At 70.1% G+C, this 21,920-nt stretch carries 19 protein-coding genes; 4 read left to right on the plus strand and 15 right to left on the minus strand.

The annotated features are described in order from the left end of the window. Window positions 1-25: 25 nt before the first annotated feature. The 10 genes from CJ226_RS14440 to CJ226_RS14485 form a co-directional block, all read right to left on the minus strand. On the minus strand, window positions 26-1,102 hold the full coding sequence (locus CJ226_RS14440) for a glycosyltransferase (RefSeq protein ID WP_062633987.1): 1,077 nt from the start codon (window positions 1,100-1,102) through the stop codon (window positions 26-28). Continuing rightward, window positions 1,099-2,304: a putative lipid II flippase FtsW gene (gene ftsW, locus CJ226_RS14445; RefSeq protein WP_062633985.1), complete on the minus strand. Its 1,206-nt coding sequence runs from the start codon at window positions 2,302-2,304 to the stop codon at window positions 1,099-1,101. Before ftsW ends, CJ226_RS14440 begins: the two co-directional genes overlap by 4 nt. Then, entirely contained in the window at window positions 2,273-3,808 is a 1,536-nt protein-coding gene (murD, locus tag CJ226_RS14450) for a UDP-N-acetylmuramoyl-L-alanine--D-glutamate ligase (RefSeq protein WP_102209609.1), read from the minus strand. Before murD ends, ftsW begins: the two co-directional genes overlap by 32 nt. Continuing rightward, a complete protein-coding gene (gene mraY, locus CJ226_RS14455) occupies window positions 3,798-4,904 on the minus strand; it encodes a phospho-N-acetylmuramoyl-pentapeptide-transferase (RefSeq protein WP_102209610.1) in 1,107 nt (368 codons plus the stop codon). The genes murD and mraY overlap by 11 nt, the downstream gene beginning before the upstream one ends. Continuing rightward, window positions 4,901-6,313 carry a UDP-N-acetylmuramoyl-tripeptide--D-alanyl-D-alanine ligase gene (gene murF / locus CJ226_RS14460; protein ID WP_102209611.1) on the minus strand — a complete coding sequence of 471 codons (1,413 nt, stop codon included), beginning with the start codon at window positions 6,311-6,313 and terminating at the stop codon, window positions 4,901-4,903. The genes mraY and murF overlap by 4 nt, the downstream gene beginning before the upstream one ends. A 27-nt stretch (window positions 6,314-6,340) precedes the next feature. Further along, window positions 6,341-8,110: a penicillin-binding protein 2 gene (locus CJ226_RS14465; RefSeq protein WP_102209612.1), complete on the minus strand. Its 1,770-nt coding sequence runs from the start codon at window positions 8,108-8,110 to the stop codon at window positions 6,341-6,343. A gap of 25 nt (window positions 8,111-8,135) precedes the next feature. Beyond that, on the minus strand, window positions 8,136-8,708 hold the full coding sequence (locus CJ226_RS14470; protein ID WP_102209613.1) for a hypothetical protein: 573 nt from the start codon (window positions 8,706-8,708) through the stop codon (window positions 8,136-8,138). Next, on the minus strand, window positions 8,705-9,643 hold the full coding sequence (rsmH, locus tag CJ226_RS14475; protein WP_102209614.1) for a 16S rRNA (cytosine(1402)-N(4))-methyltransferase RsmH: 939 nt from the start codon (window positions 9,641-9,643) through the stop codon (window positions 8,705-8,707). Before rsmH ends, CJ226_RS14470 begins: the two co-directional genes overlap by 4 nt. 103 nt (window positions 9,644-9,746) lie before the next feature. Further along, window positions 9,747-10,178 carry a division/cell wall cluster transcriptional repressor MraZ gene (gene mraZ, locus CJ226_RS14480; protein ID WP_025105095.1) on the minus strand — a complete coding sequence of 144 codons (432 nt, stop codon included), beginning with the start codon at window positions 10,176-10,178 and terminating at the stop codon, window positions 9,747-9,749. A gap of 262 nt (window positions 10,179-10,440) precedes the next feature. Further along, entirely contained in the window at window positions 10,441-10,815 is a 375-nt protein-coding gene (locus CJ226_RS14485; RefSeq protein WP_102209615.1) for a DUF3040 domain-containing protein, read from the minus strand. Between the two features lie 84 nt (window positions 10,816-10,899). Here CJ226_RS14485 and CJ226_RS14490 point away from each other — a divergent pair, with 84 nt between their 5' ends. Continuing rightward, entirely contained in the window at window positions 10,900-12,003 is a 1,104-nt protein-coding gene (locus CJ226_RS14490; RefSeq protein WP_062633972.1) for a polyprenyl synthetase family protein, read from the plus strand. A 6-nt stretch (window positions 12,004-12,009) separates the two neighbouring features. On the opposite strand, the gene CJ226_RS14495 is transcribed toward CJ226_RS14490, so the two are convergent. After that, complete coding sequence (locus tag CJ226_RS14495) at window positions 12,010-12,366, minus strand: Rv2175c family DNA-binding protein (RefSeq protein WP_025105098.1); 357 nt, start codon at window positions 12,364-12,366, stop codon at window positions 12,010-12,012. 130 nt (window positions 12,367-12,496) lie between these two features. Here CJ226_RS14495 and CJ226_RS14500 point away from each other — a divergent pair, with 130 nt between their 5' ends. Together CJ226_RS14500 and pknB are read left to right on the plus strand one after the other, a co-directional pair. Then, a complete protein-coding gene (locus CJ226_RS14500) occupies window positions 12,497-13,633 on the plus strand; it encodes a LysM peptidoglycan-binding domain-containing protein (RefSeq protein WP_257996676.1) in 1,137 nt (378 codons plus the stop codon). A gap of 76 nt (window positions 13,634-13,709) precedes the next feature. After that, window positions 13,710-15,665, plus strand: a complete 1,956-nt coding sequence (gene pknB / locus CJ226_RS14505) for a Stk1 family PASTA domain-containing Ser/Thr kinase (RefSeq protein WP_102209617.1) — start codon at window positions 13,710-13,712, stop codon at window positions 15,663-15,665. A 61-nt stretch (window positions 15,666-15,726) separates the two neighbouring features. Here pknB and CJ226_RS14510 read toward each other — a convergent pair whose 3' ends face one another. Further along, window positions 15,727-17,067: a class II 3-deoxy-7-phosphoheptulonate synthase gene (locus CJ226_RS14510; protein WP_029989865.1), complete on the minus strand. Its 1,341-nt coding sequence runs from the start codon at window positions 17,065-17,067 to the stop codon at window positions 15,727-15,729. A 47-nt stretch (window positions 17,068-17,114) separates the two neighbouring features. Then, window positions 17,115-17,804, minus strand: coding sequence for a 1-acyl-sn-glycerol-3-phosphate acyltransferase (locus CJ226_RS14515; protein ID WP_029989867.1), 690 nt, complete (start codon window positions 17,802-17,804; stop codon window positions 17,115-17,117). Between the two features lie 151 nt (window positions 17,805-17,955). Here CJ226_RS14515 and CJ226_RS14520 point away from each other — a divergent pair, with 151 nt between their 5' ends. Then, a complete protein-coding gene (locus tag CJ226_RS14520) occupies window positions 17,956-19,788 on the plus strand; it encodes a long-chain fatty acid--CoA ligase (protein ID WP_025105101.1) in 1,833 nt (610 codons plus the stop codon). A gap of 92 nt (window positions 19,789-19,880) precedes the next feature. On the opposite strand, the gene def is transcribed toward CJ226_RS14520, so the two are convergent. Both def and CJ226_RS14530 read right to left on the minus strand, forming a co-directional pair. Continuing rightward, entirely contained in the window at window positions 19,881-20,372 is a 492-nt protein-coding gene (def, locus tag CJ226_RS14525; protein WP_085607896.1) for a peptide deformylase, read from the minus strand. Then, complete coding sequence (locus CJ226_RS14530; RefSeq protein ID WP_102209618.1) at window positions 20,372-21,856, minus strand: MinD/ParA family protein; 1,485 nt, start codon at window positions 21,854-21,856, stop codon at window positions 20,372-20,374. The genes def and CJ226_RS14530 overlap by 1 nt, the downstream gene beginning before the upstream one ends. Window positions 21,857-21,920 lie beyond the last annotated feature (64 nt).

The following is a 21,920-nucleotide window of genomic DNA, read 5'->3' on the forward strand; positions in this document are numbered from 1 at the left end:
TTTCGTTCGCGTCCGGGCGGCGGCGTCACGCCGCACCGAGGGCACGATCGATCATCGCCACGACGTTCTCGGTCCCGGTGCGGGTGCCCGCGGTCTCCGCGGCCTCCGCCATCCGCCGGATGCGGTCGGGATCGCCGAGCAGCGGCACGACGATCCGCCGGACGGCGTCGCCGTCGAAGGTCGCGTCATCGAGGAGCTGCGCGGCACCGGCGGCCACGGCCGATCCGGCGTTCAGACGCTGCTCTCCGTTGCCCACCGAGTACGGCACGTACAGGGCGGGGATGCCGAGTGCGCTGATCTCGCTGACCGTCGCCGATCCCGAACGCGACACGATGAGGTCGGCCAGCGCGAACGCGAGGTCCATGCGGTCGACGTACCGGCGGAGGGCGTAGCCGGCGACGCCCGGATCGGGAAGGTCGCTGCGCTCCCCCGTCACGTGGAGCAGTTGCCAGCCCGCGGCGAGGATGTCGCGCCAGGAATCCGCCAGAGCGTCGTTCAACCGCTGCGCTCCGAGCGAGCCGCCGAAGACGAGCAGCACGGGGCGATCGGGGTCGAGCCCGAAGTACTCCGCGGCCTCGGCACGCCGTGCCGCGCGGTCGAGCGTGATGACCTCGCGCCGCAGCGGCATGCCGACCACCTCGCTTCCGCGGAGGGGCGTCCCGGCGAACGCGACGCCCACGCCCGCGGCCGCACGGGCACCGAGCACGTTCGCCAGCCCGGGCTTCGCGTTGGCCTCGTGGACGACGAAGGGCACGCGCTCGCGACGCGCGGCGACGTAGGCGGGTGCGGAGGCGTAGCCGCCGAAGCCGACGACGACGTCGATGTCGTGCTGACGGATGTGCGCGCGCACCTGCGCGATCGCCCGGCGGAAACGCGCGGGGAACGCGGCGGCCTGCGCGTTCGGACGCCGCGGAAACGGCACCTTGTCGACGATGAGGAGCTCGTAGCCGCGCTCGGGGACGAGGCGGGACTCCAGGCCTTCGGCCGTGCCGAGCACGAGGATCGTTGCGGCGGGGTCGCGCTCGCGGAGCGCGTCGGCGACGGCGAGCAGCGGATTGACATGGCCGGCGGTGCCACCGCCGGCGAGGAGGTACGAAGTCACCTCGCGACCCTACCCCGCTCGGCTGACTGCTTCTCGGCGACCGGGATGGTCCGCGCGAAGGCCAGCAGCACGCCACACGCGATGAGCACCGCGAAGAGGGCCGTTCCCCCCTGGGACATGAACGGCAGCGGCACGCCCATGACGGGGAAGACCCCGATGACGACGCCGATGTTCAGGACCGCCTGGCCGACGATCCAGACCGTGATCCCTCCGGCCGCGACGCGGATGAAGGGGTCCGAGGTCTTGCGGATCACGTGGAACGCGCCCACCGTGAAGAACGTGAAGAGGGCGAGCACGACGATGCAGCCGATCAGCCCCAGCTCCTCGCCGACGATCGCGAAGATGAAGTCGTTGCCGGCGGCGGGCAGCCACCCGTACTTCTCCTGGGAATTGCCTAGACCGAGGCCGAAGACACCGCCGGAGGCCATGCCCCAGATGCCGTGGATCGACTGGTAGCAGTCCGTGTAGTACAGCGCCATGTCGTCGCAGGTGGCGGTGATCCGGCGCATGCGGTCCTCGCTGGAGAGCGCGTACGCCAGCACCGCGACCACGCCCAGGATCATCGGGATGATGAACAGCCGCAGCTTCACGCCGGAGAAGAAGAGGCAGCCGAGGAGGATGAGGACCATCACCATCGCGGTGCCGAGGTCCTTGCCCGCGAGCACGGTGCCGATCGCCAGCGCGCCGACCGGCACGACGGGGATGAAGACGTGGTGCCAGGTGCCGAGCATGGTCTGCTTGCGGAGCAGGACCGCGGCGATCCACAGGGCGAGCGCCAGCTTGAGGAACTCGGACGGCTGCATCTGGAAGCCCGCCACCTGGATCCAGTTCCGGTTTCCGCCGTCGGCGATGCCGAGCGGCGTGAACACCAGGAGCTGGAGGGCCACCGCGCCGAACAGCGCCGGCCAGGCCATGCGCTTGAGGAAATCCACGGGGAAGCGGCTGATGAGGAACATCATCGGGATGCCGAGCAGGGCGAACACACCCTGCCGGAGGGCGCCGTCCAACGGGTTCTGCGCGTTGGCCACGGCGGTGGCGCTCGTCGCGGACAGCACCATGACGAGGCCGAAGATCGTGAGGAGCAGGGCGGTCGACGCGATCAGCAGGAACTCGGTCGAGACCGGCGTGAACCGGCGCCCGAGCGAGACCCGGGCCGCGAGCCCGCCCGACTCAGACCGCGGAGGGCGAGCCACCTGCGTCATCGGTGCTCCCCCGATCGATCCATTGCTGCACCGCTTCGGCGAAGCGGTGGCCGCGATCCGCGTAGCTGGAGAACTGGTCGAAGGATGCGGCGGCGGGAGCGAGGAGCACGGTGCCCTCCCCGTCGACGATCCCCGCCGCGATCTCCACGACGCGGTTCATGACCTGTCCAGTGTCGCCAGCATCGACCTCGAAGACCGGCACCGTCGGCGCGTGTCGCTCGAATGCCGCGACGACGGCCGTGCGGTCCACTCCGATGACCACCGCCGCGCGCGCGGTCGAGCCCGCGTCCGCGACGAGATCGGCGATGTCGACGCCCTTGAGATCGCCGCCGACGACCCACACCGCGCCAGGGTACGCGCGCAGCGAGGAGGCGGCGGCGTGCGGGTTCGTCGCCTTGGAGTCGTCGATCCAGGTGATGCCGGCATGCCGGGCGACCACCTCGATGCGGTGCGCGTCCAGGCGGAATGTCTGCAGCGCGCCATGGATCGCCTCGGGCTCGACTCCGAGGGACCGGGCGAGAGCACTGGCGGCGAGGATGTTCTGCACGATGTGCGGGGCCGACAGGCCGGCGGCCTCCAGGTCGGCGACCGTGGTCAGCTCCAGGGCGCTGCGGGCCCGGTCGTCGAGGAAGGCCCGATCGACGAGCAGCCCCTCCACGACGCCGAGGTCGCTCGGGCCGGGGATGCCCAGGTCGAAGCCGATGGCACGAGCGCCCTCGACGACCTCGGCCTCCTCGACCATCCGCCGCGTGGCCTCGTCGGCCTTGTTGTAGACGCAGGCGACGCGGGTGTTCCGATAGACCAGTGCCTTCGCGTCCCGGTACGCCTGGGCGCTGCCGTGCCAGACGAGATGATCGTCGGCGAGGTTGAGGCAGACCGCGGCGTGCGGGAAGAGCTCCCCCTCCGGGCGCGACAGGCCGAGATACCAGAGCTGGTGGCTGGAGAGTTCGACGACGAGCACGTCGAAGCCGGCCGGATCCCGGACCGCGTCGAGCACGGGGACGCCGATGTTGCCGCACGGTGCGGCACGCAGCCCGCCGGCGACGAGCAGCGTCGCCGTGAGCTGGGTCGTCGTCGTCTTGCCGTTGGTCCCGGTGATGAGCACCCAGTCGGCCGGCGTGCCGTCCGCGCGGAGGACCTTGTCGCGCACGCGCCAGGCGAGCTCGACGTCGCCCCAGAGCGCGATGCCCTCGTCCTGGACCCAGCGGATGACGGGGTGCGACGGAGCGAAACCCGGGGAGGCGATGACGACCTCGGGCGCGAACGCCGTCAGCGCCTCCGGCACAGCGTCCAGCGGACCGAGTTCCAACCGGGCGCCGATGACGGGGAGCAGACGGGCGTACTCCTCCTCCGCCGACGCGCTGAGCACGAGGACGTCGGCACCGAGCTCGGCGAGGGTGTCGGCGACGGAGAAGCCGGTCATGGAGAGACCGAGGACGGCGACGCGCAGGCCGCGCCAGTCGGCGTGCCAGCTCGTCAGCCCGGCCAGGCGCTCAGCCGACACGGGTCAGCCACTCCACGTAGAAGAGCCCGACGGCAGAGACGGCGAGCAGACCCGCGATGATCCACATTCGCACCACGATGGTGACCTCCGACCATCCCCGCATCTCGAGGTGGTGGTGGAACGGACTCATGAGGAAGAGCCGCTTGCCGCGGGTGATCTTGAAGTAGGCGCGCTGCAGGATCACGGATCCGGAGGCGAGCACGAAGACACCGGCGATGATGAGGAGCAGCAGCTCGGTGCGGGTCATGACCGCCATCGCGGTGATGACGCCGCCGATGGCCATCGAACCCACATCTCCCATGAACACCTTGGCCTTCGGGGCGTTCCACCACAGGAAGCCGATGAGGCTGGCGGCGAACGAGGCCGAGATGATGACGAGGTTGAACGGGTCGCGCACCTCGTAGCAGCCGCCGAGGGAACCGGGGTCTCCGCCGATGCAGGGCTGCTTGAACTGCCAGAACGCGATGAGGCTGTACGCACCGACGACGATCACGCCGGCACCGGCGGCGAGGCCGTCGAGGCCGTCGGTGAGGTTGACGCTGTTGGAGGTCGCGACCCCGATGATCGAGATCCAGGCGAGGTAGAGGATCCAGCCGAGGATGACGCCGAACGCGAAGAGGTTCAGCCAGGTGATGTCGCGGAAGAGCGAGATGGACGCACTGGCCGGCGTCTGCCCCCACTTGTTCGGGAAGTTCAGCGCCACGATCCCGAACGGGATCACGACGATGAGCTGCCCGATCACCTTGCGCCACCCGGACAGCCCGAGACTGCGCTGGCTGCGCACCTTCATGTAGTCGTCGATGAACCCGACCACGCCGAAGCCCACCATGAGCCAGATGACGAGGATCGCGGACAGCGCCGGGGTCTCGCCGCTGACGAGGACGCCGGTGAAGTAGCCGACGATCGAGCCGAGGATGAAGATGACCCCGCCCATCGTGGGCGTGCCGCGCTTGGCCTCGTGGCTCGGGTTGCCGGCGGCTTCCGGGGTGCGGATGACCTGCCCCCAGCCCCACTTCCGGAAGAGCCGGAGGAAGACGGGAGTCAGGAAGAGAGTGAAGGCGAGCGAGATGGCCGCCGCCATGATGAGGGACCTCACGAGAACAATTCTCCCAGACGATCGCCGAGATGCCGGAGGCCCACGGAGTTGGACGACTTCACGAGGACCCGGTCGCCGTCGCGCAGCTCGGTGCGGAGGTACTCGAACGCGGCGTCCTGGTCCGGCAGATGCACGGCCTCGCTGTCCCACGATCCCTCGCCGACGGCGGCGAGGTACAGCCGACGCGCCTCCGGGCCGACGACGACGATGCGCCGGATGTTGAGGCGCACCGCGAGGAGGCCGATGCGGTCGTGCTCCTCCCCCGCGCTCTCGCCGAGCTCGCTCATCGCGCCGAGGACGGCGACGGTGCGCTCGTCGGGGCCGGTGATCTGGGCGAGGGTACGCAAGGCGGCTGCCATCGAGTCGGGGCTGGCGTTGTAGGCGTCGTTGATGATGCGGACGCGGTCGTTGCCCAGGGGCTGCATGCGCCAGCGCTCGGCGATCTCGACGGTCTCCAAGCGGGCGACGGCGTCGGCAGGGGCCACACCGAGCTCGACGGCCGCGGTGATCGCGGCGAGGGCGTTCGTGACGTGGTGCGCGCCGAGGACGCGCAGACGCAGCGGCAGCCGCTCCCCCGCGACCTCGATCACGCACTGCGTGCCGGAGGCCGAGACCTCGATGTCGCGCGCGTGCACGGCGGCCGCGGCGGACTGGCCGAAGCCGACGACCCGGAGGCCGCGGCTCTCCGCGAGCTCGCGCATCGCCCACACCCGGGCGTCGTCGGCGTTGAGCACGGCCGTGCCGGGTACGCGGGCCGCGGCGACGAGCTCGGACTTGGCCTTCGCGGTGGCCTCGATGCCGCCGAAGCCCCCGGCGTGCGCCATCCCGACCATGAGCACGACGACGAGGTCGGGCTCGACGAGGCCGGCGAGCCGCGCGATGCTGCCCGGCGCGGCGGCGCCGAACTCGCTCACGAGGAACCGGGTGTCGTGCGTGACGCGGAGCATCGTCACCGGGGCGCCGACCTCGTTGTTGAAGGACTTCACCGGAGCGACGGTCTCGCCCTCGTCATCGAGGATGCGGGCGAGGAAGTTCTTGGTCGTCGTCTTGCCGTTGGAGCCGGTGATGCCGACGATGCGCAGGTTCCCGCCGGCGCGCACGCGCGCCACGACCTCGCGGGCGAGGTCGCCGAGCGCGGCGACGGCATCCGGGACGACGATCTGTGAAACCGCGACGTCGACCGGACGCTCGACGATCGCCAGCACCGCGCCGGCTTCGACGGCGGCGCCGACGAAGCGGTGTCCGTCCGTCTCGGCTCCGGGCTTGGCGACGAAGATCGACCCCGCCTCCATGGTGCGGGAATCGGTGTCGACGATGCCGTCGACCACCGTCTCCGGCGTGTGCTCTCCGGCCACGCGCAGCTCACCACCGACGGCGGCGGCGATCTCAGCGAGCGTCAGGGCGATCATGTCATCTCCATGCGCGGCTCTCGCCGGCTATCCGAACTTGGGGAGGAGCGCGTCCATCGGGACAGAGGACGGCATCACGCGATAGGTCTTCATCACCTGCGTCATCGCCTTCTGGAAGGCGGAAGCGGTGGCCGCGGACGATACAACCTTAGTCGGCTCGTCGAGGGTCACCACGACGACGTACTGGGGGTCGTCGACGGGAGCGAAGCCCACCATGCTGGTGTAGTAGACGCCCGCCTTGTAGCCGCCCTTGCCGTCGGACACCTGTGCGGTACCGGTCTTGCTGGTCACGCGATAGCCGGGCACCTGGATGCGATCGGCGTTCCCGCCCTGCACGGCCACGTTCTCGAGCATGCGCGTCAGATCGGCCGCGGTCTGCTCCTTCACGATCTGCTCGTGCTTCGGCTTCGGGGTCTCCGTGACCGTCCCGTCGGGCGCCGTGCAGGACTCGACCATCGTCAGGTCGATCTTCTCCCCGCCGTTGGCGATGGCCTGGTAGGCGCCCGCGAGCTGTGGGGCCGTCACGGTGAAGTACTGGCCGAACGTCGTCGTGTAGAGCGACTGGCTGTCCCAGTCGCTCACCGGGTGGAGGATGCCCCCGACCTCGGAGGGGAAGTCCAGCGTCTTCTGACCGACGCCGAAGCGCTGCAGGTAGTCGTAGCGGACCTCGGGGGCGACCATCGTGCCGAACTTCGACAGCGCGGTGTTGGACGAGTCGATGAGTCCGCCCGCCAGCGTGTAGTTGTACGCGGGGTGGCTGAACGAGTCGTTGATCACAGCGCCGTTCGGGAAGGTCTCGCGCGACGACGCTGTGACCGTGCTGAGCGGAGTGAGGCCGGCGCCCTCCATCGCTGCCGCCGCCGTGATCGCCTTGAACGTCGAGCCCGGCTCGAAGTCGCGGTGGAAGATCTGGCTGTAGCGCGTCTCGGGCGTCGAGGAGTCCAGGTCGTTGGGGTCCATGGCGGGCCACTCGGCGGCGGCGCGGATCTTGCCGGTGCCCACCTCGACCACCGTCACCGTCCCGCCCTTCGCCCCCTGCTTCTGGGCCTCTTCGCCGATCATCTGCTGGAGGTACCACTGCAGGTCACTGTTGATCGTGAGCTGCACGGTGCCGCCGTTCACGGCGTCGGTGACGGACTCGCTGCCCGGGATCACGACCCCGTCCTTGCCCTTGCGGTAGGTCTTCTCGCCGTCCACGGGCGCCAGGCAGGATTCCTCAAGCTGCTCGATACCCGCCTTGGCCTCGCCCGTGTTGTCGAGGAAGCCCAGCACGTTGCCGGCGACGGCGCCGTTCGGGTAGACCCGCGTCTCGCGCGGCTGCAGCGCCAGATAGCTCCCGAGGCCGAGGTCGCGGAGCGCGATGTACTGCTCGGTGTTCAACCCGGTCTTCAAGGGCGCGTACTGGCTGTTCGGGTTCTCGGCCAGGGCGTCCGAGACGCGCTTGCGGATCTCGTCGCCCGGCACGCCCGTGATGGCGGCGATCTTCTCGGAGGCCTCGGCCCACGGCAGCGCCGGGTCCTTCTCCTCCGTGAGCCTGATGACCTGCGGGCTGAGCTGAGCGTCGTACACCATGACGCTCGACGCGAGGACGGTGCCCTCCGCGTCGACGATGGAACCGCGCTGCCCGGGGATCGTGGACCCGTCCCCGATGTGCTCCAGGGACTGGCTGACATGCTCGTCGGCGCTCACGACCTGGATGTCGATGAGGCGGACGACGAACGCCACCAGCACCGAGAGGATGACCGCCAGTGCGACGACGGTGCGTCGCCGCGGTCCGCGCGTGGCTCGTGTCGTCATGGGATCTCTCCGTCGATCGGGATGGTCAGTGGGTCGTGGGGCTGGGGAGGCCGTCGGTGAGGGCGGGCGGCAGATCCGTCGCGGGCGGGGCGCCTCCGGTGGACTCCTCCGCCGTCTGCTCCGCCGCGGGCGCCTCCTCGGTGACGAGGACGTTGCCGACGGCCGCCGGCCCATGAGGGTCGACCGTCGAGATCCCCTCGGCGCCGGCGCCGGCGCCGAAGACCGCGCCGTCACTGAGACGCAGATAGGAGGGCGCTCCCGCGACGACCATCCCGAGGTCGGCCGCATTGCCGGCGAGCACCTGCGGAGAACTCAGGCCCGTGAGCTCCTCCTGCAGCGCATCCGTGCGGAGGTCGAGTTCGCGCTGCTGGGAGGTCAACCCCGCGAGGGTGAACGAGTCCTGCGTGATGGCCAGGGAGAGCCCGACCTGCGCCGCCCCGATCGCCAGGGCGCCGCCGAGGGCGACGAGGGCGTAGGCGAGCTTCGGTTTGCGCCGCCGCGCCGGTGCCGTCACGGGCTGGAGGCGGCGCTCGGGGGTCCTCTCCGGGACGACCGGCTGCAGGGGCAGGGTCGGCTTGCGGACTGCGTTCATGCTCATGCGCTCTCCCGCACCTTCTCGGCGGCGCGCAGGCGCACCGGTATCGCACGCGGGTTGCGTGCGCGTTCTTCGTCGTCGGCGAGTTCCGCCCCCTTGGTGAGGACACGGAATCGGGGGGCGTGCTCCGGCAGCTCGACCGGGAGGCCGGCGGGCGCCGTCGAGGAGGACGCGGCGGCGAAGGCCTGCTTCACCAGCCGGTCTTCGAGGGACTGGTACGACATCACGACGATGCGACCGCCGACGGCGAGAGCGTCCATCGCGGCGGGGATGGCGTCCGCGAGCACGTTCAGCTCCGCGTTGACCTCGATGCGCAGCGCCTGGAACACGCGCTTCGCGGGGTGCCCCGCACGCTGTGCCGCGGCGGGCGTCGCCGCCACGAGGATGTCCACGAGCTCCCCGGAGCGGGTGATCGGCTGCTTCTGGCGGGCCTCGATGATGAAGCGGGCATACCGTGCCGCCAGCTTCTCCTCGCCGTACCGCTCGAAGATGCGGCGCAGGTTCCCCTCGCTGTACGTCGCGATGACGTCGGCGGCGGTGATGCCCTTCGTCTGATCCATCCGCATGTCGAGCGGAGCGTCCTTGGAGTACGCGAAGCCGCGTTCGGCCTCGTCCAGCTGCAGCGACGAGACGCCGAGGTCGAAGAGGATACCGGCCGCCCCCTGGGCGTGCAGACCGATCTCGTCGTAGACGGTGTGCACGAGCGTGACCCGATCCCGGAACCGGGCGAGCCGCTCCCCCGCGATCGTCAGCGCGTCGGTGTCGCGGTCCAGGCCGATGAGGCGGATGCCAGGGAAGCGCTCGAGCAGCGCCTCCGAGTGCCCGCCCATGCCGAGGGTGGCGTCGACGAGCACGGCGCCGTCCTCCTGGAGGGCGGGCGCGAGGAGCTCGACGCAGCGGTCGAGCAGGACAGGAGTGTGGATGTCGCGGAGGCTCATGATCTCTCTCGGGTCCGACCTTCGGCTCTGATCCCCCTCCGCTTCTCGACCCGGCACCGGGGAAGTGTGTCGGGGCGGGAGCGGCGGGGCATCACAGCCGTGGTCAGAACAGTCCGGGAATCACCTCCTGCTCCAGCTCGGCGTAGGACTCCTCGCCGGCGGCGAGGTAGGCGTTCCAGCTCTCCGCATCCCAGATCTCGGCGTGGGCGCCGACTCCGGTCACGATGAGTTCCTTCTGAAGACCCGCGTACTGACGCAGGTGGGCGGGGATGGTGATGCGGTTCTGGCTGTCGGGCATCTCCGCACTGGCACCGGAGAGGAACATGCGCATGAAGTCACGCGCCTGCTTGTTGGCGAGCGGGGCCTGACGGATCCGCTCGTGCATCGCCTCGAACTCGGCCGTGCTGAAGACGTAGAGGCACCGCTCCTGACCCCGGGTGACGACGATGCCGCCGCCCAGGTCCTCGCGGAACTTCGCGGGAAGGATGACCCGTCCCTTGTCGTCCAGCTTCGGTGAGTGCGTGCCCAGCAGCATCGGCCATCACCCCCTCTCCGTCCGGCCAACTCGAGGTGCGCCCCACTTTACTCCACTTTCCTCCACATTCCTACGACGAATCCCGCGTATCGGGCGGCGGTTCAAGAGCAGCGCGCCCGCGACCCGCGAGATTCCGCGGTGGAGGAAGGTGGAGGGCCGGTGGAGGGCCAGTGGAGGGCTCAGAAGGCGTCAATGCACCGAAGACACGAAAAAGCCCGGATGCTCAGCATCCGGGCTTCCTGGTGGAGGAGAAGGGAGGGGCTCAGTGGCCGTCCTGGCGCCGATCCCACCGGTCGTTCATGCGATCCATGAAGGAGGAGGAGTCCTGCCGCTTCGGGACCGTGCGCGTGCGGGCCTCTGTCGGACCGCTGCGCCGGACCGGAGTGACGGCCAGCATCACTCCGCCGAGCATGGCCGCGAAGCCGATGACGCCGACCACGATGCCCCAGACGTCGCCCAGGATGACACCCACGACCAGTCCGCCGATACCGGCGAGCAGGAGGAGGGCCCCGTAGACGAGGTTGCGATAGCTCAGCGTGCGATCACCCGACGGCGCGCTCACGACATCGGCGTCATTGTGCAGGAGATGGCGTTCCATCTCGTCGAGCAGACGTTGCTCCTGTTCGGAGAGTGGCATCTCATCCCCCTCGGGTATCGTGCCCTCCAGTCTACGCGCGAGCAGCGTCCGGGGCTAGCGGTTCCCGCCTCACATCCTTTACGTATGCTGGGAGTCGTGACGTCCCCCTCCCCCTCCGTCCCCGACGCCGTGGCCGCGCGACTGGACGTCTTCCTCGACCGCATGCGAGCCGAGTCGGCGGAGTACGGCGAGGACGCCGCCGCCTTCCTCGCCGCGGCGGCGGACACCCTCTCCGGCGGCAAGCGCCTGCGCGCCCGGTTCTGCCACGCCGGGTGGCGTGCGGTCGCCCGATTCCGCGATCGTCGCGTGGTCGAGGACGACCACCTGTGGGACGCCTGCGCCGCCCTCGAGATCTTCCAGTCCGCCGCTCTCGTCCATGACGACCTGATCGACAACTCGGACACCCGTCGAGGACGCCCCGCCGCCCACCGCGCACTCGAGTCCTCGCACCGCGCCGCCGGATGGTGGGGCGACGCCGCCGCCTTCGGGCGCGCCGGATCCGTCCTGCTCGGCGATCTCCTCGTGGCCTGGAGCGACGACCTCCTGGAGTCGGCGCTCGACGGGCACCCCGAGGCGAGGACCGTGCGGGCGGAGTATGCCCGGATGCGTCGCGACGTCACGACCGGGCAGTTCCTCGACATCGCCGAGGAGTCGGCGTGGAGCGTGAGCGACGACCGCGAGCACGCCGAGCGAGCGCTCCGCGTCGCCTCGCTGAAATCGGCGCGCTACAGCATCGAGCAGCCGCTGGTCCTCGGAGCGAGCCTGGCCGGCGCCGATGACGAGCAGACGCGGGCGTTGCGCCGCTTCGGGCATCCGCTCGGTCTCGCCTTCCAGCTGCGCGACGATGTGCTCGGCGTGTTCGGCGACGCGGCCGTCACCGGGAAGCCCGCGGGCGACGACCTGCGGGAGGGCAAGCGGACCGTGCTCATCGCCTTCACCAGGGAGCACCTGGACACCTCGGCCCGCCGGGTGCTCGACGAGATGCTCGGCGATCCCGACCTGTCGACGTCCCAGGTCTCGTTCCTGCAGGAGACGATCGCCGGGACCGGGGCTCTGGACCGCGTCGAGACAATGATCGCCGACTACGCCAGGGACGCCGACCGCGCACTGTCCGGCGCGCGCCTCGACGACGCAGCGGTCGGCGAGCTGCGCGACCTCGCCAGGGCCGCCACCGTGCGCTCCTCCTGAGCAGGCTCAGGCGAGCGTGCGCGCGAGCCGACGCACCTCGCTCTTGTGCCCCGCGAGGAGAGAGGCGATCGGCGAACGCCCGAGGGTCTCGTCCTCGGCGAGCAGCCAGTCGATCAGCTCGTCGTCGGAGAACCCGGCGTCCTGCAGCACGATGATCGTTCCGCGCAGCGAGCTCAGCGGCTGTCCGTCCACGATGAACACCGAGGGGACCGCGAAGACACCGCTGCGGCGCGAGCCGACGAGGTAGTGCTCGTCGATCAGGCGTCGCACGCGACCCAACGGCTCGCCGAGGACCTCGACGAGGTCGGGCATGGTCAGCCACTCGAGCGCGGAATCAGGGGTTGCAGCGACGTTCTCAGACACGGTGCCACTATCTCACCTCCACGGCCCGGTCGCATGTTCGTCACTTCCGTCCCACACGTCACACCCGTCACTTCTGTTGACATCTCTATACATCCGTGTCAGCGTGAAGTGCTCGAAAAGGGGGCCCGACGTGATCCTGCAGACAGCCGTGGCCGGCGCTCTCGCCGCCACCCTGACGGCGACACCCGCCGCCGCACCCGCACCACCGCTCGCACCGCACGAACGCCAGCGCGTCGCTCCGACGCGCGTCGTCCCCACGCAGAACGTGCCACCGGGGCACGTCGTGCAGCCGGGCGACACGGTCGCTGGCATCGCCGGTCGGTACGGACTCCGGACCGCCGACGTCCTCAGCTGGAACGGGCTCTCGATGCGCTCCGTGATCTACCCCGGCCAGACTCTCTCCCTGCGGGCACCTGCGGCGGCTCCGGCCCCGGCCGCGACGCCCGCCCCTGCCGCGGCGAAGACGCACGTCGTCGCAGCCGGCGACACGGTGTTCGCCATCGCCCAGACGTACGGGACCTCGGTGAGCGCCGTCCTCGCCGCGAACGGCCTGCCCCAGGGCGCGATCATCTACCCGGGCCAGAAGCTCGTCGTCTCCGCGGGTGCACCCGCCGCCCCCGCGGCCGCTCCGGCCGCAGCACCGTCGACGCCCGCTCCCGCACCGGCCGCCGCCACGCACACCGTGGCCGCCGGTGAGACGCTGTTCTCGATCGCCCAGAAGTACGGCACCACGACGCAGTCCCTCTTCGCCTGGAACGGCCTCGAAGCCTCGTCGATCATCTATCCCGGTCAGAAGCTCGCCGTCCAGGGTGCTCCGGCGCCGACGCCCGCGGCCGCCCCGAGCGGCCAGCGCACCGCCGCCCTGAATGCGGAGCAGGCGGCCAATGCCTCCCTCATCATCCGCATCGGCCGTGAGCTGGGCGCCTCCGACCGCGCGATCGCCACCGCGCTCGCGACAGGGATGGTGGAGTCGGGCCTGCGGAACCTCGACTGGGGAGACCGCGATTCGCTCGGTCTGTTCCAGCAGCGTCCCAGCACCGGCTGGGGCACCCCGGAGCAGATCATGGATGCGGGACGGAGCACGCGGGTCTTCTACGGCGGCACCGGGGACCCCAACGGCGACGTGACCCGCGGCCTGTTCGACATCCCCGGGTGGGAATCCCTGTCGTTCACCGACGCGGCTCAGGCCGTGCAGATCTCCGCCTACCCCGAGCGCTACGGGCAGTGGGAGGCACAGGCGTACGCATGGCTTGCCCAGCACGGGTGACGCTTCCGGAAATCCGGATGCCCCGAGGGGTGAGGCGTTCCCGGGGCTTTCAGCCAATCGTCCCTAGACTTCTGTCGTGACGACCAATCATCAGGCCGACCCCCTCATCGGGCGGCTTGTCGACGGTCGCTACCGTGTACGGGCACGGATCGCCCGCGGCGGGATGGCGACCGTCTACGTCGCCACCGACCTGCGCCTCGAGCGCCGCATCGCCCTGAAGGTCATGCACGCGCACCTGAGCGACGACTCGGCATTCCAGAGCCGGTTCATCCAGGAGGCCCGCGCGGCCGCCCGTCTGGCCGACCCGCATGTCGTCAACGTCTTCGACCAGGGTCAGGACGGCGAACTCGCCTACCTCGTCATGGAGTACCTGCCGGGCATCACCCTGCGTGAACTCCTCCGCGAGCAGAAGCGCCTGACGGTCGCCCAGACGATCACGATCATGGATGCCGTGCTCGCCGGACTGTCCGCCGCGCACCGCGCCGGGATCGTCCACCGCGACGTCAAGCCGGAGAACGTGCTGCTCGCGGAAGACGGCCGGATCAAGATCGGAGACTTCGGTCTCGCCAGGGCCACCACGGCGAACACGGCGACCGGGCAGCAGCTGCTCGGGACGATCGCCTACCTCGCCCCTGAGCTCGTCACGCGCGGTACGGCCGACGCCCGCAGCGACATCTACGCGCTCGGCATCATGCTCTACGAGATGCTCGTCGGCGAGCAGCCCTACAAGGGCGAGCAGCCGATGCAGATCGCGTTCCAGCACGCCACCGAATCGGTCCCCCGCCCCAGTGTGCGCAACCCCGCGATTCCGGAGCAACTCGACGAGCTCGTGCTCTGGGCGACGGAGAAATCGCCGGACGAGCGACCTGACGACGCGCAGCAGATGCTGGAGCGGCTGCGTGAGATCGAGCGCGAGATCGGCGTCGCCCCCGCCGTGACCCGGACGACCGGCTCCGCCCGTGACCAGGCGGACTCCGGCGACCTCACCAAGGTCATGCCGGGCACGATGGTGCTCCCGGAGCCGGCGACGGCCACCTCCGCCGGCATCGACAACGCCACCATCCTCCGTCGGCGGGCCTCGAAGCGCCGCGCCCGCGGCACCTTCCTCCTCTCCCTCGTGCTCCTGCTCGCCGTCCTCGCCGGCGGTGTGGGCTGGTGGTTCGGCTCCGGGCCCGGTTCCCTGATCGCGGTCCCCGAGGTGGCAGGACAGACGTACGAGGAGGCGGCGGCCGATCTCACCGAAGCAGGATTCGTACCGACGCAGCGCGAGGAGTTCTCCGTCGACGTCGATGGGGGCATCGTCATCGAGACCGATCCCGGCACGGGCGCCCGAGTCGACAAGGGCACCACGGTCGCCGTCGTCGTCTCCGCCGGTCCCGCCCCGCACGACCTCGCTGCCGTCGCCGGGCAGCCCGCCGACGACGTGCGCGCGGCACTGGAGGCGGCGAACCTGGAGATCACCGACGACGAGGAGTTCTTCACCGACGCGGAGAACGGGTCGGTGATCGACGTGCGCATCACTCCCCGGGACGGCGGAGACGCCTTCGGCTGCGAAGAGGGCTGCACGGTGCACGAGAAAGACACCGCGACCATCCAGGTGTCACGCGGACCGGTTCCGGATGTCACGGACATGACGGTCAAGCAGGCCACCGAAGCGCTCACCGGCAAAGGCCTCCGGGTCGCCGAGGAGAGCATCTACCGCCCGAGCGACTCCATCGGCAAGGACCGCGTCATCGGATACGCGGACCGGGCGGAGGAAGGCGCGTGGAGGCCGGGCGAGACCATCCAGCTCATCGTCTCGCAGGGTCCGCCGCTCTTCGACGTCCCCGACGTGTCGGGTATGACGCGCAACGAGGCCACCGCGGCCCTGCGTGACGCGGGCTTCACCTGGAGCTACACGAGCAAGACCGGACTCCCCGACTCCGTCTGGGATCTCCTCGCGAACGAGAACACGCGGGTGGAGGCGTACAGCCCGTCCGAACCGCAGCGCAAGGGGACACGGATCACGCTCACCATGGGCTTCGCCGGCTGAGACCGAGACGACGAAGGGGCCGGAACATCGTTCCGGCCCCTTCGTGCATCCTCCTCGCGGATCAGCGCTTCTCGAGCTCCTCGGCGACGAGGAACGCCAGCTCCAGGGACTGCATGTGGTTCAGGCGCGGGTCGCACAGGCTCTCGTAACGGGTCGCGAGCGCGGCCTCGTCGATCTGCTCCGAACCGCCCAGGCACTCGGTGACGTCGTCTCCCGTCAGCTCGACGTGGATGCCGCCGGGGAACGTGCCCACCGCGCGGTGCGCCTCGAAGAAGCCGCGGACCTCGTCGACGACGTCGTCGAAGCGTCGCGTCTTGTACCCGGTCGGAGTGGTGATGCCGTTGCCGTGCATGGGGTCGGTGACCCACAGCGGCTGCGCGCCGGATTCCCGGACGGCCTCCAGCAGCGGGGGCAGCGCGTCGCGGATGCGTCCGGCGCCCATGCGCGTGATGAAGGTCAGGCGTCCGGGCTCGCGCTCCGGGTCGAGCTTGTCGATGAGCGCCAGCGCCGTCTCCGGCGTCGTGGTGGGGCCCAGCTTCACGCCGATCGGGTTCCGGATCTTGGAGAAGTAGTCGACGTGCGCGCCGTCGAGCTCGCGCGTGCGCTCCCCGATCCACAGGAAGTGGGCCGAGGTGTTGTACGGGGTGTCCGTCCGGGAGTCGATGCGCGTCATCGGCCGCTCGTAGTCCATGAGCAGGCCCTCGTGCCCGGTGAAGAACTCGACGCGCTTGAGCTCGTCGAAGTCGGCGCCGGCGGCCTCCATGAACTTGATCGCCCGGTCGATCTCCGCGGCCATGCGCTCGTAGCGCTGGTTGGCGGGGTTCTGGGCGAAGCCCTTGTTCCAGGAGTGCACCTCGCGGAGGTCGGCGAATCCACCCTGCGTGAACGCCCGGATGAGGTTCAGCGTCGACGCCGCGGTGTGGTAGCCCTGCAGCAGACGACCGGGGTCGGCCTGACGCGAGCCCTCGGTGAAGTCGTAGCCGTTGACGATGTCGCCGCGGTACGCCGGGAGCGTGACCTCGCCGCGGGTCTCCGTGTCGCTGGAGCGCGGCTTGGCGAACTGCCCGGCCATGCGTCCCATCTTGACGACCGGCATGGAGGCGCCGTACGTGAGCACCACGGCCATCTGCAGCACCGTCTTGATGCGGTTGCGGATCTGCTCGGCGGTCGCGCCGGCGAACGTCTCGGCGCAGTCGCCGCCCTGCAGCAGGAAGGCCTGCCCGGAGGCTGCCCGGGCGAGACGATCGCGGAGGTTGTCGACCTCACCGGCGAAGACCAGCGGCGGAAGGCTCGAGATCTGCCGGGAGACGTCGGCGACGCGGTCGGCGTCTGGCCACTGCGGCTGCTGCTTGATGGGAAGCGAGCGCCAGGCATCAAGGGCTTCGATGTGGTGCGGGAGCATGCGTCCAGCCTAGTGGGCGGCGACACCGCCGAGACGCCCCCTGGAGCCTATGTGACGCGGCTCGGGAGGCGGTCCTTGACGGTCGATGCGTAGACGTCCTCGTACTCCTGCTGACCGAGCCGCTGGAGCGCCACCATGATCTCGTCCGTGACCGAGCGGAGGATGTAGCGGTCGTTCTCCATGCCGGCGTACCGGGAGAAGTCGAGGGGCTCGCCGATGACGATCCCGACCCGCATGACGCGCGGGATCCGCCGGCCGATGGGCATGGCCGTGTCGGTGTCGACCATGATGACCGGGATCACGGGGACCTTGGCTTCGAGTGCCATCCGCGCGATGCCGGTGCGGCCGCGGTAGAGCTTGCCGTCAGGGCTGCGGGTGCCCTCCGGATAGATGCCGAGGAGGTCGCCCCCGCCGAGAACCTGGAGACCCGTGTTGAGCGATGCCTCCGAGGCCTTTCCGCCCGAGCGGTCGATGGGGAGCTGCCCGGTCGCCTTCATGAAGAAGCGGGTGGACCACCCCTTGAGACCCCTCCCGGTGAAGTAGTCGCTCTTCGCGAGGAACGACATGGGCCGGTCGATCACGAGCGGGAGGAAGATCGAGTCCGCGAAGGAGAGATGATTGCTGGCGAGGATCGCCGCTCCGGTCGCGGGCACGTTCTTCCGCCCCACGATCCAGGGGCGGAACACGGCCTTGACCACGGGGCCGATCACGACGTACTTCATCAGCCAGTAGAACATCGAGGTGAAGTCTAGCGCCGTGTCGCGGATCGTCCCGCTGTTCCCCCTCGCCACCTCGGGAAAGCGACTCAGTTTCACCCTGACCGCGACCCGGTGCCATGCCCTAGACTCGGACCAACGCCCGTGCCCGACCGGTACCGAAGGAGCTGCCGTGGTCCAGTTTGAAGTCCCCGCGATCGTCCCCGCCGATCCCGACGCGAACGTCGCCGACCTGCTTGCGAAGCGCGTCGAGGCGACTCCCGACCGGGCGCTGTTCTCCGTCCCGCAGGGCGACGGATGGCGCGACATCACCGCCGCCGACTTCGAGACCGCGGTGATCGCGCTCGCGAAGGGCTTCGCCGCCGCGGGCATCCAGCCCGGCGAGAAGGTGGGCTTCCTCGCCCGCACCACCTACGAGTGGAGCCTCGTCGACTTCGCCCTCTTCTACGCCGGTGCGGTGATGGTGCCGATCTACGAGACCAGCTCGCCGTCGCAGATCCAATGGATCCTCGAGGACTCCGGCGCGATCGCCCTCCTCGTCGAGTCGCCGGAGCACTTCGCTCGCGTCGACGAGGTGCGCGGCGACCTGCCGCTGCTCCGGGAGGTCTGGCAGCTGCACCTGGGCGCGATCGACACGCTCACCGCCCAGGGGGCGTCGGTCTCCGACGAGGAGATCCAGCGCCGCCGGAACCTCGCCGTCGGCTCCGACATCGCCACCCTCATCTACACCTCGGGTTCCACCGGGCGACCGAAGGGCTGCGTGCTCACCCACAGCAACTTCGTCGAGCTGTCCCGCAACTCCGCGAAGGCGCTCGACGAGGTCGTGCAGACGCCGGGGTCCTCCACCCTCCTCTTCATCACGACGGCACACGTCTTCGCCCGCTTCATCTCCATCCTCAACGTGCACGCGGGGGTGCGCACCGGTCACCAGCCGGACACGCGCCAGCTGCTCCCGGCCCTCGGCTCGTTCCAGCCCACCTTCCTCCTCGCGGTCCCCCGCGTGTTCGAGAAGGTCTACAACTCCGCCGAGCAGAAGGCCGAGGCGGGCGGCAAGGGCAAGATCTTCCGCGCCGCGGCCGACGTCGCGATCGAGCACTCCCGGCTGCTGGAGGAGGGCAAGAAGATCCCGTTCGGGACGAAGCTCAAGTTCGCGCTGTTCAACAAGCTCGTCTACTCCAAGCTCCGCGAGGCCATGGGCGGCAAGGTCGTCTACGCGGTGTCGGGCTCCGCTCCCCTGGGCGCCCGCCTCGGTCACTTCTTCCACAGCCTCGGCGTCGTGATCCTCGAGGGCTACGGCCTGACCGAGACGACCGCGCCCGCGACGGTGAACCTCGCCTCGAAGTCGAAGATCGGCACCGTCGGTCCCGCCCTCCCCGGCGTGGGCGTGCGTCTCGCCGACGACGGCGAGATCGAGGTGCGCGGCATCAACGTCTTCAAGGAGTACTGGAACAACCCGGAGGCCACCGCCGAGGCGTTCAGCGACGGCGGCTGGTTCCACACCGGCGACATCGGCAGCTTCGACGCCGACGGGTTCCTCACGATCACCGGACGCAAGAAGGAGATCATCGTCACGGCGGGCGGCAAGAACGTCGCTCCCGCGGCCCTGGAGGACCCGATCCGCGCGAACCCGATCGTCGGGCAGGTCGTCGTCGTGGGCGACCAGCGTCCGTTCATCTCGGCGCTCGTCACGCTCGACCCCGAGATGCTGCCGACGTGGCTCGCGAACAACGGCCTCGACGAGAAGATGACGCTGGCGGAGGCCTCGACCAACCCGCAGGTCCGCGCCGAGGTGCAGCGCGCGGTCGACGCGGCGAACGAGCGGGTGTCGCGTGCGGAGTCCATCCGCAAGTTCACGATCCTCGACTCGGAGTGGACGGAGGCCTCGGGCCACCTCACCCCGAAGCTGTCGATCAAGCGGAACATCATCATGAACGACTTCGCCGACGAGATCTCCGCGATCTACGACGAGCCCGTCGCCACCACCAACGTCGCGATCGGCGGCTGACGCCCCTCGTCGACCCACCCCCTTCTGACCGAACCGGCCCCTTGCGCTCGCGCGTAAGGGGCCGGTTCGTACGAAAAGGGGTGGGTCGGCAGCTAGAACCAGGAGCTCTCGCGGACCTCGCGCATCGCGACCTTCCGGGTCTCCGGGTCGAGCCGGGAGAGGAAGAGCGTGCCGTCGAGGTGGTCGGTCTCGTGCTGGAGCGCCTGCGCGAGCAAGCCGTCGCCCTCGAGTACCACGGGCTGTCCGTCGAGGTCGATCCCCTCGACCCGGGCCCAAGGGTGGCGCTGCGCGTCGTGCCAGAGTCCGGGGACGGAGAGGCAGCCCTCCCCCGTGGGCTCCGGCTCGCCGCGCACCTCCGTCAGCACGGGGTTGAGGACGTACCCGATCTCGCCGTCGACGTTGTAGCTGAAGGCGCGCAGCGCGACGCCGATCTGCGGGGCCGCCACGCCGGCGCGCCCCGGAAGCTCGACGGTCTCCAGGAGATCGGCGACCAGGGCGCGCACGCCGTCGTCGATCTCCTCGATGGGCGCGCACACCGTCCGCAGGACCGGGTCGCCGAAGATGCGGATCTCTCGAACCGTCATCAGGCGGCCTTCGTCCGGAGGCCCTCGACGAGGAGCGCGGCGAGTTCCCGCGCCGCCTTCCGGGTCTCGGGGAGGAGGTTCGCGAAGACGATCGTCCCGCCCGCGGCGATCTGCGGGTCGTACGGCACGCGCACGACGCTGCGGGCCCGCGACGCGAAGTGCGCCTGCAGCTCTCCGAGGCGGACGAGCGGCGTGCCCGGGGTCGACTGGTTGAGCACCACGATCGCATCCCGCGCCTGCTGCGCGTACCCGTTGGTCTCCAGCCACGTGAGCGTCTCGGAGGCCAGTCGCGCCTCGTCGACGCTGAGGCCGGAGACGATGACGATCTGGTCGGCGAGGTCGAGGGTGGCCGACATCACTGAATGGACGATCCCCGTCCCGGTGTCCGTGAGGACGAGCGAGTAGTAGTGCGCGGCCACGTCGGCGACATCGCGGTAGTCGCTGTCGCTGAAGGCTTCGGCGACACGGGGATCGGCGTCCGACGCGAGCACGTCGAGGCGTGTCGCATCCCGAGCCACGATCGCGGAGATGTCGTGGTAGCCGCGCACGTCGTCCCGGATGCGGACGAGGTCGCGCACGGACTTGCCGTGCGCGGCGCGCTGCACCCGGTCGGCGAGAGTGCCCCGATCGGGGTTCGCGTCCACCGCGATGACACGGTCCTCCCGCGCGTCCGCGAGGGCCATGCCCAGGAGCGCCGTGACGGTGGTCTTGCCCACCCCGCCCTTGCGGGAGAGCACCGGCACGAAGCGGGCGCCGCCGGCGAGCGGGGCCGCGATGCGCGCGGTCAGCTCCTTGCGCTCGCGCGCACGGCGCCCGTCGCCGATGTTCAAACGCCGACCGGACAACGTGTAGAGCAGGTGACTCCACCCGCCCTCGGGTTCGGGCTTGGCCACCCGGTGCGGGTCGAGGAGGCGATCGGTCGTGAGGAGGTCCGCGGACTCGCGAGCGGACTCCCCCAGCTCCCCCAGACGCTTCGCGGTGAGGGTCACATCCGACCGCGGCGCCGGACGTGCGGGCGCGGAGGCCGCGGGTGTGTCGTCGGCTTCGGGCATCGTGGTCTCCTTCTGCACGGGCACCTGCGGGTCCCGCGCCGGTTTCGCGGCCGGGACCTCCGCACGGTCGGCATCGGCCTTCGCGACGAAGAGGGCGGCCGCCTTCTCTTCAGCGGCCCGCTCCGGCGCGGCAACCACGGTCGGCACCGGCTCCTCCACCACGACCGCGTCGATCACCTCGTGGATGCGCGGCGGGTCGAGGACGGGCGTCGGCGCGGAGGGGAGGGTGAGGTCGTCGACGACGAGATCGATGCCGACCTCTCCCTCCACCACGCCGTCGTCGGCCAGGTCGTCGTCCTCCTCCGCCGGCAGGGTCACCCGCACCTGCGCGGTCCCGCCGAGGATGCCGATGCCGGCGGTGTCGACGGACGCGGCGTCGTCGAGCACTCCCAGCGGACTGTCCTCGGGGTCGGCGTTCTTCTTCGCGGTCACGTGTCACTCCCAACCTGTGCGGGCCTCGGGATGCGCCCAGGGTGCGCGGCCTCGCCCGCACAAG

Origin of the sequence: Microbacterium sp. UMB0228 (genome assembly GCF_002871415.1) — a bacterium.
In the GTDB taxonomy this organism is placed as follows: Bacteria; Actinomycetota; Actinomycetes; order Actinomycetales; family Microbacteriaceae; genus Microbacterium.

What these genes read in the sequence shown, in the direction of transcription:
- ftsW (WP_062633985.1), bottom strand. Translation starts at nt 2,304, where the DNA reads ATGACGCAGGTGGCTCGCCCTCCGCGGTCTGAGTCGGGCGGGCTCGCG.
- murF (WP_102209611.1), bottom strand. Translation starts at nt 6,313, where the DNA reads ATGATCGCCCTGACGCTCGCTGAGATCGCCGCCGCCGTCGGTGGTGAG.
- CJ226_RS14465 (WP_102209612.1), bottom strand. Translation starts at nt 8,110, where the DNA reads ATGACGACACGAGCCACGCGCGGACCGCGGCGACGCACCGTCGTCGCA.
- CJ226_RS14470 (WP_102209613.1), bottom strand. Translation starts at nt 8,708, where the DNA reads ATGAGCATGAACGCAGTCCGCAAGCCGACCCTGCCCCTGCAGCCGGTC.
- rsmH (WP_102209614.1), bottom strand. Translation starts at nt 9,643, where the DNA reads ATGAGCCTCCGCGACATCCACACTCCTGTCCTGCTCGACCGCTGCGTC.
- mraZ (WP_025105095.1), bottom strand. Translation starts at nt 10,178, where the DNA reads ATGCTGCTGGGCACGCACTCACCGAAGCTGGACGACAAGGGACGGGTC.
- CJ226_RS14485 (WP_102209615.1), bottom strand. Translation starts at nt 10,815, where the DNA reads ATGCCACTCTCCGAACAGGAGCAACGTCTGCTCGACGAGATGGAACGC.
- CJ226_RS14490 (WP_062633972.1), top strand. Translation starts at nt 10,900, where the DNA reads ATGCTGGGAGTCGTGACGTCCCCCTCCCCCTCCGTCCCCGACGCCGTG.
- CJ226_RS14510 (WP_029989865.1), bottom strand. Translation starts at nt 17,067, where the DNA reads ATGCTCCCGCACCACATCGAAGCCCTTGATGCCTGGCGCTCGCTTCCC.
- CJ226_RS14515 (WP_029989867.1), bottom strand. Translation starts at nt 17,804, where the DNA reads ATGTTCTACTGGCTGATGAAGTACGTCGTGATCGGCCCCGTGGTCAAG.
- def (WP_085607896.1), bottom strand. Translation starts at nt 20,372, where the DNA reads ATGACGGTTCGAGAGATCCGCATCTTCGGCGACCCGGTCCTGCGGACG.